Source organism: Commensalibacter sp. ESL0382 (assembly GCF_009725775.1).
Classification (GTDB): domain Bacteria; phylum Pseudomonadota; class Alphaproteobacteria; order Acetobacterales; family Acetobacteraceae; genus Commensalibacter; species Commensalibacter melissae.
Genome location: NZ_WNII01000012.1, coordinates 191,462 through 203,831 on the forward strand (window position 1 = coordinate 191,462; position 12,370 = coordinate 203,831).

General features: G+C 38.4%; 12 protein-coding genes. All 12 read right to left on the reverse strand.

The genetic code is table 11. From position 1 onward, the window contains the following. Positions 1-70: 70 nt before the first annotated feature. Positions 71-880, reverse strand: a complete 810-nt coding sequence (locus GM552_RS08610) for a metal ABC transporter permease (RefSeq protein ID WP_155566101.1) — start codon at positions 878-880, stop codon at positions 71-73. 23 nt (positions 881-903) lie between these two features. Continuing rightward, positions 904-1,662, reverse strand: coding sequence for a metal ABC transporter ATP-binding protein (locus GM552_RS08615; protein WP_155566102.1), 759 nt, complete (start codon positions 1,660-1,662; stop codon positions 904-906). Continuing rightward, positions 1,662-2,564 carry a metal ABC transporter solute-binding protein, Zn/Mn family gene (locus GM552_RS08620; protein WP_155566103.1) on the reverse strand — a complete coding sequence of 301 codons (903 nt, stop codon included), beginning with the start codon at positions 2,562-2,564 and terminating at the stop codon, positions 1,662-1,664. Before GM552_RS08620 ends, GM552_RS08615 begins: the two co-directional genes overlap by 1 nt. Positions 2,565-2,612: 48 nt before the next feature. Then, complete coding sequence (locus GM552_RS09010; RefSeq protein WP_255412377.1) at positions 2,613-2,744, reverse strand: hypothetical protein; 132 nt, start codon at positions 2,742-2,744, stop codon at positions 2,613-2,615. 97 nt (positions 2,745-2,841) lie between these two features. Next, on the reverse strand, positions 2,842-3,789 hold the full coding sequence (locus tag GM552_RS08625; protein WP_155566104.1) for an electron transfer flavoprotein subunit alpha/FixB family protein: 948 nt from the start codon (positions 3,787-3,789) through the stop codon (positions 2,842-2,844). 2 nt (positions 3,790-3,791) lie between these two features. Next, positions 3,792-4,541 (reverse strand): electron transfer flavoprotein subunit beta/FixA family protein, encoded by a 750-nt coding sequence (locus tag GM552_RS08630; protein ID WP_155566105.1) that lies wholly within the window; start codon positions 4,539-4,541, stop codon positions 3,792-3,794. A gap of 39 nt (positions 4,542-4,580) precedes the next feature. Continuing rightward, positions 4,581-6,227, reverse strand: a complete 1,647-nt coding sequence (locus GM552_RS08635; protein ID WP_155566106.1) for an electron transfer flavoprotein-ubiquinone oxidoreductase — start codon at positions 6,225-6,227, stop codon at positions 4,581-4,583. Positions 6,228-6,311: 84 nt separating this feature from the next. Further along, the gene (locus GM552_RS08640) at positions 6,312-6,968 is read right to left on the reverse strand and encodes a 2OG-Fe(II) oxygenase (protein WP_155566107.1); all 657 of its coding nucleotides are present in this window, start codon (positions 6,966-6,968) and stop codon (positions 6,312-6,314) included. Between the two features lie 14 nt (positions 6,969-6,982). Next, complete coding sequence (hemN, locus tag GM552_RS08645) at positions 6,983-8,347, reverse strand: oxygen-independent coproporphyrinogen III oxidase (RefSeq protein WP_155566108.1); 1,365 nt, start codon at positions 8,345-8,347, stop codon at positions 6,983-6,985. An 18-nt stretch (positions 8,348-8,365) separates the two neighbouring features. Beyond that, complete coding sequence (locus GM552_RS08650) at positions 8,366-9,232, reverse strand: OmpW family protein (RefSeq protein ID WP_155566109.1); 867 nt, start codon at positions 9,230-9,232, stop codon at positions 8,366-8,368. A 367-nt stretch (positions 9,233-9,599) separates the two neighbouring features. Continuing rightward, complete coding sequence (locus tag GM552_RS08655) at positions 9,600-11,360, reverse strand: ATP-binding protein (protein ID WP_370533624.1); 1,761 nt, start codon at positions 11,358-11,360, stop codon at positions 9,600-9,602. Positions 11,361-11,403: 43 nt separating this feature from the next. Then, positions 11,404-12,114, reverse strand: coding sequence for a response regulator transcription factor (locus GM552_RS08660; RefSeq protein WP_198196655.1), 711 nt, complete (start codon positions 12,112-12,114; stop codon positions 11,404-11,406). Positions 12,115-12,370: the final 256 nt, after the last annotated feature.

Genomic DNA, 12,370 nt, shown 5'->3' on the forward strand with positions numbered 1-12,370 from the left:
AAATAAAAATTTTCAAATACCTCATAAAGGGTTATGTTAAGCAATCCTTACTCTTTATACAATATGATATTTATAAATACTTTCGAAATGATATTTTTCTTTTGAAAAAAAGCAAACTTATTGAATAAATGACAAAACTAAAAAAGCTGATCCAAAAAGATACTGGCAAGTCTGTATACCAAGAAGCCACTATACCACTCCAGGCCTCAAATAAAGCCAGGAAAATCGAAACCATAAGTGCCCGCCATATTGTCTTACCCCATTGCCTGGCAACAGCAGCAGGTCCAATCATCAAAGAAAAGGTCAAAAGAATACCGGTCACTTGAACACAAGCAACAGTTATGCAGGCAACCAGCATTAGAAAGACTATCGAAACCCATCGTAAAGAGATTCCTCTTGTCTCGGCCAAATCTGGTTGCAAGGTGGCAAATAACAAAGGTCGCATAAAAAATAGCATAACAGCTAGGCAAAATAATGCGAGACCGACAAGATCATATAAAATGACTGTATCAACCGCAAAAATATTGCCGAATAACAAGCTCGTAACTTGTGTCGCGTAATGGGTATAAAAATGAAGAAATAACAGACCTAAACCCATTGATGCTGACAGAACCAGGCCAATAGCGATATCACGATCCCTCAACTGTGGGCCTATAAAACCGATCAATCCACCAGCAAATAAACTGAAAACAAGCAGTCCGGCAAAAGGGGATATTCCCAACAGTCCCGCTCCTGTCGCCCCAGCGAACCCTATATGCGATAATGCATGTCCTGCAAAGGCCTCTCTTCTCAATAAAAGAAAATAACCAATAAACCCTGTCAATAAAGCCACAATCCCTGCAGCGGCAAAAGCATGATACATAAATTCAAGGGTAAGCATCCAAGAATATACTTTCGAATTTCTTAATTAAAGGATGTTGTTACAAAACACGTATTATTTGCCTTTATCACCTGTATTGGGAAACCATAAAGCTTCGTTAAAGTCTTTGCTGTAATGACATCCTGAACCTTACCCAGAATTGCTGATTGATTACCAATACATAATACCTGATTCATAACATGAATTAACGGATTTAAATCATGCGTTGACAATAAGACAGAAATTTTTCTTTCCTGCTGTATATTTTTTATCAAGGCAAGAATAACTTTTACCCATTTGGGATCCAAGTTATTAAAAGGTTCGTCCAGTATAATAAATCTTGGCTCCCCCAAAAGGGCTTGTGCCAATAAAATTCTCTGTTTTTGGCCTCCCGACATTTCCATCAAGGATAGATCAGCCAGATCCCTTGCCTCCACATCATCCAGAACCCGATCTATTTCCTGATGGTCTTTTCTTGCTAGAAACGGTAAACCCAAACGATTCCCATGGACAGAACTTGCAATAAATGATCTTCCCGTCAAATAAAAGCTATCCATATTTTGATACTGAGGGATATAGGCTATTTCCTTCCTTACCTGTCTTGGATGTTTTCCAAAAATTTTTAAGGTTCCTTGCTGAACAGGTAAAATACCTAAAATTGTTTTCATAAAACTTGTTTTGCCCGCCCCATTAGGACCGAAAACCCCTATAAACTGGGGTTCATCAATGCTAAAGGTTAAATCTGACAAAACAAGCCGGTTACCAAACTGGATACGCAGCTTATTGCAAGCGAGGATTGTCATCAGGGAATGCTCTGTGTTACCGCCTCAATTTTATCTAATGTCTGGTTAATCCATGTTTGATAAGAAAGAGAAACAGGCATAATCTCTTCAACACCAATTACAGGAATTTTATATATTGACGCCATTTTTTTCAAATGCTCTGTCGCGCCGTTACTGACCTGATTATTATAAAACAAGATTTTTATTTTATGGGTTTTAAAATCCTGGATAAATTGGGCTGTTTGCTGGGGAGTCGGTTCTCCACCGTTCATAATTACCCATTGATAGGATTCTTCCAATACCCTAAAGCCCATATATTTGGCCATCAACCCAAAAACAGGTTCCGTAGCAGCCACGCTTAAATCAAGATGCTGAACACGAATTTTATGAATACGCCGATCTATACTGTCGATTTCATGCAAAAAATGATCACGATTATGCAAAAAAGAATTCTTGTGTTCAGGATCCTGAACGGATAATTTTTGCTCCAAATACCCAGCCAATTTCTTGACTGACTGAAGATCATACCATAAATGTGGATTACTACCATCAGAACGATTTAACAAATCCTGAATGGAGATAACCTTTCCGTTTTTTATTTCAACACGGGAAATTAGCCGATTGATCCAGTCATCATACCCTAAACCATTCATGATGATTAAATCAGCTTGACTTGTCATTCTGCTGATATGCGGGGTCAATTCAAATAGATGCGGATCTTGATCAGGATTATTTAAAATCACGTCAACCTTGACGTTATCACCCCCTATTTGTTGGGCTATGTCCCCGTACATATTTTCAGCAGCAACAATATGAACAACTTTGGCTTTTACATCATCATGACAAGCATAAAATAACAAAGCAAAAATACTTAATAAAATACTGAAAAAAAAATTGCCCTTGATTATGTCACCATTTTTCATTATTTAGAATGCCATTCCCCAACTTAAAATTAAACTGCTCACCAATTCCTATAATTCCCAGGCACCAATAATCATAATACTAAGCAATACAATTAGGGCCAGATGAAGAATCAACAACCATTTAATGGTTATAACTGGAACATAATACTTATCTCTTGGTTGCTGTAATTCCCATTTCATCGCCCTAATCCTAACCTTATTAATATTAATATTTCCACTTAACCTTATTCATTCAATTGAAACATTGTTAAAAAATCATGCCTCAATTGAATATCTTTTATCTTAATGCTTTAAGTTTTTCCTCTAATTGAGGGAGAATTTCAAATAAGTCGCCAACAATACCATAATCCGAAGCCTTGAAAATTGGAGCATCAGGATCTTTGTTAATTGCAACCACGATCTTACTGTCTTTCATACCCGCAAGATGCTGAATGGCACCAGAAATGGCTACTGCGATATATAATTCCGGAGCAACAATTTTCCCTGTTTGGCCAACCTGACAATCATTATTGATAAATCCGGCATCAACTGCAGCACGAGATGCCCCAATGGCGGCATTTAATTGATCCGCCACCTTTTCAATTAACACAAAGTTTTCACCGCTTTGCATACCCCGTCCGCCTGAAATAACAACACGGGCAGATTCCAATTCTGGTCTGTCCGATTGGGAAATTTGCAGTTCACAGAATTTGGATAATGATTTTTCTGAACCGGGAAAATTATCCAGAATCTCAATCTCGGCACTCCCCCCATCTTCAGCAACAGGAGCAAAAGCCGTTCCACGAACAGATAAAAGCTTTTTGGAATCATGAGACTTAACCGTTGCCAAAATGCTCCCAGCATAAATAGGTCTCACAAAGGTGGAGGCATCAATAATTTCGATAACATCAGATACAGGCTGTATATCCAACAACCCAGCAACACGAGGCAAAATATCTTTTCCTTCAGCATTTGCAGGAACAATAACCGTATCATAAGAATCGGCCAGAGATGCAATCAGATCTGCAGTTGGCTCTGCCAACATATGGGCATACACCTCATGATCAGCAACCAGCACCTTTGAAACACCAGCCAGCGCCACAGCCTTTTTCGTTATTGCTTCTAGGTTTTTCCCAGCTAATAGAACATGAACTTCCCCTAGTTTGGATGCGGCTGTAATCGCTGATCGGGTAATAGAACGAATTTGATCACCTTTTTCATAACTTGCCAAAACTAAAACGGTCATTCTTAAATTACCTTTGCTTCATTTTTAAGTTTATCAAGTAATGCATCAACGGAATCAACAATGACGCTTTCACGAGACGAAGAGGATTCTTTTACGGAAATAACTTCCAAATGTTTTTTTGCCTCAATTCCCAATTCACATAAAGCGACCGTTTCCAAAGGCTTTTTACGTGCTTTCATAATATTGGGTAATGATGCATAACGAGGTTCATTCAACCGTAAATCGGTTGTAATGACTGCTGGCAATGTTAGCTCAAGAATTTCCTGTCCATCATCGACTTCCCTGGCAATTTTTGCGTGTCCATTAGACAACTCCAGTTTACTGACAAAAGTACCCTGTCCCCATCCAAGTTTGGCAGCTAATATCTGCCCTGTCGCATTCATATCATCATCTGAGGCCTGTTTACCCATTAACACAAGGTCGGGTTTTTCCCTGTCCACAAAGTGTTGCAAGATTTTTGCAACGGTCAGAGACTCCACAGCCCTATCCGTTGTCACCAGAATTCCCCGATCCGCCCCCATTGCCATAGCTGTTCGCAATGTATCTTGGCATTTCGCTTCTCCTATGGAAACAACCACAATTTCCGAGACAATTTTTTTCTCCTTTAAACGAACAGCCTCCTCAACAGCTGTTTCATCAAAAGGATTCATGGACATTTTTACACCATTAATCTCAACATCGGATCCATCTGATTTTATCAGCGGTTTTATATTGGAATCAACAACCCTTTTAACCGGAACAATTACTTTCATAATGACCTTTCTCTATAATTACACATAATTAAATGATTTCTACATTCCCCCTGAATAATTGGGACCACTGCCACCTTCAGGTGTTTCCCAATCGATATTCTGTGTTGGATCCTTGATATCACAAGTCTTACAATGAATACAATTTTGTGCATTAATCTGTAATTTGGGTTCTTGATTCTCATGATCAGCATCAACAACCTCGTAAACACCGGCCGGACAATATCTTGTTTCAGGAGCCTTGAAAATATCCCAATTAACCGTTTTCCAAATTGAGGGATTTTTTAATTTCAGATGAACAGGCTGATCATCACGATGATCAATATTCGCCAAAAATACGGAAGATTCACGACTGAATGTCAATTTGTCATCAGGCTTTGGATAATCAGGTTTAACACATAAAGAAGCCGCTTTTAATTTATCGTTATCAGCCAAACGATGGCGAAAGGTCCAAGGCACTTTCCCCCGAACCAAGGAATCAAATCCCGTATACAATGTTGCAAACCTTGCACCAAATTTTGCAAATGCGGGACGAATATTCCTCACTTGATACAATTCATCATAAACCCAGGATTTACGGATACGAAATTGATAAATCATAGGTTCTGCTTGTTGTGTATTTAATGCCTCAACAATCGACTCAGCGGCAATCATTCCCGATTTCATTGCAGTATGCGTTCCCTTAATTTTTGGAACATTCAAAAAGCCTGCTGCATCTCCGATTAATAGACCACCAGGAAAGGTCAGTTTTGGAATGGATTGGTATCCACCTTCAGATAATGCACGGGCAGAGTATCCTATTCTTCTGCCTCCCTCTAAATATTTGCGGATAATGGGATGTTTTTTTACACGCTGCATTTCATCAAATGGAGAAAGCCAAGTATTTTCGTAATCCAATCCCAAAACAAAACCACATGAAACCAGATTACTGCCAAAATGATAAAGCCATGAACCACCATAAGTGCGATTGTCCAAGGGCCAACCAAAGCTATGCTGTATATATCCAGCCGAAAATTTTTCCTGTGGAATTTCCCATAATTCCTTAATTCCAATTCCGTATGTTTGTGGATCAACACCTTGACGTAAATTGAAATAGCCCATGAGCTTTTTGGATAAGGAACCACGACAGCCTTCTGCAAATAACGTATATTTTGCCCTTAGCTCCATACCTGGAACATAATTACCTCCCTGGCTGCCATCTTTTTCCAGTCCCATATCACCAGTCACTACACCCATAACTCGATTATTTTCAATTATGAGATCACTACCAGCAAATCCTGGAAAAATTTGAATGTCCATTGCTTCAGCTTCTGCGGCCAGCCACCGACAAAAATCACCCAAACTTCCCACATAATTTCCCTCATTGTTCATTTGAGGCATAATAGATTTAATAATGGGGATATTTATAGACTTGTCTTCATTCGGCAGATAAAAAAATGCCTCATGCTGAACCGACGTGTCTAAAGGGGCGTTTTTTTGCTGCCAATCTGGGATCAACTCATTAAGCGCTGTCGGTTCGATCACCACTCCTGAAACAATATGGGCACCAATTTCAGAAGCCTTTTCAATCAAACAGATCTCAAGAGATGGAAGTAATTGCTTTAATCGTATTGCCGCTGAAAGACCGGCAGGTCCTCCACCAACGATTAAAATATCGAATTCCATTTGCTCTCGCACAACCTCACCCATAATTCCTTAATCTCTCTTCTGCTGATATTTATCAAGTTGCAAATTATATATATCTTTAATCTTAATTAAAAAGACTTTATTCAATTATGAGGGAAATGCCAATTCATGTTTTGCACGCCAACTTGAATCTACATAATTTAAAATAAGGGTACGACGCACTCCCTTGATAGGTCGCTTTTCAAAACCATGCCAGGTATTTTTAGCGGGAATAAATAAAAATGCTGAATTGAAAACGCCCGAGCTTCTTCCCAAAGACTGACCTTCCTCATTCATGATATCGGTCCCCCATCCCTTGGCCCCTTCTGCAGTGGACAAAGAAAGCAAAAAGGTTAATTTCTTTGCCCCAATATCTGTATGTGGTTCCAACCAGAACCCATCAGTATCAAGGCATAATTCCAATCTTAACCAAGTATTGGAAAGATCACCACCTGTTAAATGAGAGAAAGCAGAACGAATTTCCTCTGAATCAAAAACTTGCGCCAAAACCGCACAGGCGGGATCCTCCCTCTGTTTTTGCCGGGTTACAAATACACGATCTTTATTATGATTTTCCCTTTTGCCCTTCACATCACCGGCAATAGATCTTGAATCGGGCATCCAGTTCAACAGAGAATCACAAATAAACAAAGGCAAGACATTCGTCATTGTCCAATAGGAATATGGCAGCGAATGATAATCAGCATGATCAATTACGTTTTTGATATCTTGTTTAGTTTGCTTTATCTCTTCTACAAGTTGCATAATTTTTCTTTCACCTAAATCGCCTGCGCATGGCGATGGGGAGCTGCACGGTAATAAGCATCAAAAACCACGGCGATATTTCGTAAAAAGGGACGACCTTCTTCTGTCACTGTAATTTCATTATTACGAATAATAACCAGACCATCCTCTTCGAAGCTGCGTAGCTTTTTAAGAAACTCACCTAATAAAGACGGATCTTGTTTATATTGACCAATCATTTTCTTTAAATCAACATGTAAGTCACACATTAACCGCTCAATTATTTCCCAACGGAACAAATCTGCTGTACTACGCTGTACCCCCCTTACAACGGGCAAGATATCGGACTGCTGCATTGCCTTTTGATAGCCATAGGAAGATGGCTGATTTTGAAAAATACCTTGCGGTAAAATTGAAATTGATGAAGCACCAACCCCTAACAGTGCTTTGGCTTGGTCTACGGTATATCCCTGGAAGTTGCGATGCAGTACACCTTTTTCCATTGCCTTACTCATAGAATCATGAGGCAAAGCATAATGATCAAATCCTATAGCCCGATAACCCGCTTTTTTTAAAACTTCATCAATAATCTGTCTCTGCTCAAAACGTTCAGCCGGATTGGGTAAGATTTCCCCCTCCAACAAAGTTTGGCGTTTAAATTTCCATGGGACATGTGCATAACCAAAAACAGCCAAACGATCAGGCCTTAACGTCACAATAGCTTCTATCGTTTCTCGAACACTGGCAGCTGTTTGATTGGGTAGACCATAAATCAAATCACAATTAACCGATTTTATATTTTTCTGCCTGACACGATCAATACAATCAGAAATCATTTCAAAACTCTGGATTCGACCGCAAGCCTTTTGCACTTCAGGAGCAATATCCTGAACTCCAAGGCTAACCCGTGTAAATCCAACAGTGGGTAATAATGCAAGATAATCCTCGGAGATATGTCTTGGATCTAATTCTATCGAAATATCGGCATCTTGCTGAACATAAAATAAGGATCGTATTGTTGACATTACCTTTTTCATCGCTTCAATCGGTAATGTTGTAGGAGTACCCCCACCAAAATGAGCAAAACTTACTTTACGACGCGATTTTAAAAGGGTTGCCAGTCGTTTCAATTCATCACATAGAAGATTACCATAAGCAACCCGCACATTAACTTGATGAACGACTTGTGTGTTACAGGCACAAAATTTGCACAACTCATCACAAAAAGGAACATGGATATACAAAGAAACAGGCTCTTCTTCAGGAAAAGCCTGCAACCAATGTTTATACTCGTTAAACCCGACACGCTCTTCAAACTGTACAGCTGTTGGGTAACTTGTATAACGCGGCACGTTTCCTTCATACCGCGCAAGACGGTCAAAGGAAACTTCGGGTTTCATGCCAATCTCCGCAATGAATTAAAAGCGATATCCAATACCCATACTTACAACGGTTGGATTCAAAGAAGTACGAGCATCAATTCTGTTAGGACTGTCATTAATGTGGGCACGTTGTTGTAAAAGAATCTGTTTTACATCAGCATTATAGAACCAGTTTCCAACAATCTGATAATCAAACCCGAAATTGAAAGATGGACCAACTGCTGTTTCAAGCCCCACTTTTTTGACAATACCCCCTGCAGGAGAGATATTATGCCAGAAAGCTACTGTCAAGCCAACACCTACATAAGGATTAAAGGCCTTATGAGGACGGAAATGCCATTGTGCTGTCAAGGTAGGAGGCAAAATCCATCCACTGCCCACATCCACCTTACCAAGACCCGGGACACCCTGCGCCTTGATTTCATGACGTGTACTTGCCGCAATTAATTCAAATGACAAATTATCCGTGACAAAATAATCAAAACTTAATTCAGGCATAACCTGGTTGGTTGCATTGACATGCCCTCCAACGGATGTTTTAGAACTTGTATTATTCGTGATAACACCCAATGCACTTAATCTGATGATAAAATCACCTTTACCCAAACCAATTCTGGTTACACCAGGACATGTTTTAAATAAACCACAATGAGGTTTTGGTTTTTTAGGTGGAGCATACATTGGAACTTCACGATACTGGATTTTTCCACTCCAGCCAGAAGCCCAGATTTCTTCTCTTCTCATAGGAATTGCCGTTGCTGGGGCAGTTGTGCTTGAAGCTGGAGCCAATGCTGGATTGACAGCAGGAGTCAGATTAGGAGAAGCATAATGTTGTTGTGCATAGCCTGCGACTGGCGTAAACAAAAATGCACAGGTAAGAATACGACTTAATGATTTTTTCATTGTGGTGAAACCTTACTGATCAAAGTAAAGATGAAATGATCAAATTAAATAGTTAAATGTTCTTTTTTATTAGGATCATAACCATTGATCAGGCAACCAGTTTCTAACAATATATACTTAAACAATACATAATGTGACCAAATAACAACAAATAAATATGTAATCTTTCGCAAAAAAAATTAATTAGTTCCTGATAAAGCTTAACAAATTAGGATAATCATTATTTTAATAAGTATTTTTTTTACATATTATATTACAAATATATATTTATAATATATCTTTAATTGTAATTAAATATTCGAAAATTCTTTGAGCGAATCGGTTTTTGTTTGATTAAATTTTTAAATTTAAAACAAAATCCAATCAGTTATTTTGCCCTTGGTAAAGAAACCACAAAAGAGGCGCCAATAACTTTTCCTGCATCATCATACCGGTTATAGGCACGAATTGACCCTTTCAAGGCAACCACAATTTGCCGACAAATTGATAATCCAAGGCCTGAATGTTGCCCAAAATTTTCTCCTTGAGGTCGCTCTGTATAGAACCGTTCAAAGATATTATTTAATTTATTTTCAGGAATCCCCGGCCCCTCATCACTGACCATGATCTCCACGTTATCTTTGACTGCAACAGCCGACAAAATAATTCTTCCCTTTGATGGAGAAAAAGAAGATGCGTTTCCAATTAAATTCCTTAAAACCTGTACCAGTCTATCTTCAATTGCCAAAACAGAAAGCGGATATTTAGTATCGTCATTTTTCAGATCCACAACAATATAAGGATCATCTTCTTTCTGTGTGGCTGCATTGATATCAGCAAGCAAACGAAAAAGAGGCGCTACAGCAACAGCTTTTGGAGTCACCCTTGACATTTCAGATTCAATACGACTTGAATTGGCAATATCCGTTATTAAACGATCCAAACGTTTAACATCATCGGTAATAATAAATAATAACTGTTGACGATGTTTATCATCTTTTATTCTTGGTAACAATTCAATTGCAGAACGAATGGAAGACAAAGGATTTTTTAGCTCATGACTGACATCAGCCGCAAAACGCTCAATTGCATCCATCTTGGTCCATAACTCTCTTGCACTATCCTGAATTGCCCTTGCCAGATCACCGATAACATCTTTTCGGATCAAAAGGGAATCAGGAATCATTCTGTTTCGTCCCGTAGATTTATGAATCCTGTAAGCGGAATTAGCCAAACTCAGTAAAGGTTTTGCAATAGTCAAAGACAAGTACCAAGATAATAGGACCGTTATTGCCAAGGCAACTAAAAATAGAATCAAAATTGATGCACGCACAGAAAATAGCGCCTGATCGATATCCTGTGCCTCTCTTGTCAGTTCAATAATACCTACAAGCTGGTTCTGATGGATGATAGGTTCAGATACGGTAATCAACAAACGATAATCAACTGTTCTACGAATATAAGGGGGAGCTTCGTAATTATTTGATAATTCATGCAGCTTAAATGTCTGATTATCATAAGGTAAACTATCTGGATCGGCACCCATTTCAAGAAACTCAATTCTTCTTGCATTCGTATAGGGAAGCCAACTTAAAAGATGATCATAAATCTGTTCTAAAAAGCCGTCATAATTTAAATATTTATTTTTATTACTCTCACCAAATACGGTTATTTTTTTCTGTGTATCCTGCTCTGTATTTGAAAAAACTGAATTATCAAGTCGATTATCTTTATGAGATCTATATATTTTTTTTCTTTCATTTTGACTGTCAATAACCAGTTTCCCATTAACGGCATAAACACGTGCACGTACACGTGGACTGGGGTTTGTTAGGCTTAACAAAAGAGGTCTGGCCAATTCAACAGATAAAGATTGATTATTCCGCTGTTCTGGCACCAGAGCATAAAAATCCAAGGATCGAAAAAAAACATCATCCTTAATCTTCTTGATTGCACTTTGGCTGAGTGCTCCAGCATAAATTTTTGCCTGCTCCCGTAAAACATTGATTTCTGTTTCCAACAGGCTATTCTGAAATTGATTCAAATAAAGAAGTGTAACAACCAAAACCACAAGAGGAAGCGTATTAACCAATAATATCCTCTTCATCAGAGGAGAAAAAAAAAGTTTCCTAAATCTTCTATCCTCCAAAGGGTAATGACGATAAAAAAAACCAAAGAGTTTATAGACTTTTCTAATCTTCTTTGTAACGATATCCAATGCCATACAACGTTTCTATTTTATTAAATTCAGGATCAATCTGACGAAATTTCTTGCGGATACGTTTAATATGACTATCTATTGTTCTATCATCAACATAAATATTTTCACCATAGGCAGCATCAATCAACTGATCCCTTGATTTTACCAGACCGGGCCGTGTTGCCAATGCTTTGGTCAATAAAAATTCAGTTACTGTCAATTGAATATCCTGGTCATGCCAACGACATTGATGGCGCATATCATCCAAGGTTAAAGCACCACGAACAACCAAACCGTTATTGATCCCACCATCATTTTCAGCCTTATTGACTTCATGACGCCTTAACAAAGCACGAATACGCTCCAGAAGAAGACGCTGGGAAAAAGGTTTAGTGATATAATCATCTGCCCCAAGGCGCAACCCCATTAACTGGTCAATTTCCTCATCCTTGGAAGATAATATTATCACGGGAATTTGGGAACGGTTACGCAGTCTCTGCAACAATTCTATTCCATCCATCCGAGGCATCTTAATATCCAAAACCACCAGATCAACAGGACGTGATAAAAGACCTTGCAACGCACTTTCACCATCCGTATAGGTCTGAACAATAAAACCGTCAGCTTCCAGCATCATAAAAACAGAGGTTAAAATATTACGGTCATCATCAACCAATGCTATGACATGTTTCCCTGCTTCCACCTGTTACACTCCACCAATCCATTAAAAATAAATCAAAATCTTATATAAATATGCTAGAATAAAGTTAAATAGAAAATAAATTATAAAATCAATTCCAAAGGTTAATTTCTGTATCTTATTTGCTCTATTTCATTCGTATTTCTTGTAACTTTCAAAAAGTTTATTAAAATAGATCTGTCTTAAATTTTGTAAGGATACCGATCTTATCCAATATCTTTTACAATCTTTTTAACAGAATAAAACAAATTTGGTTATT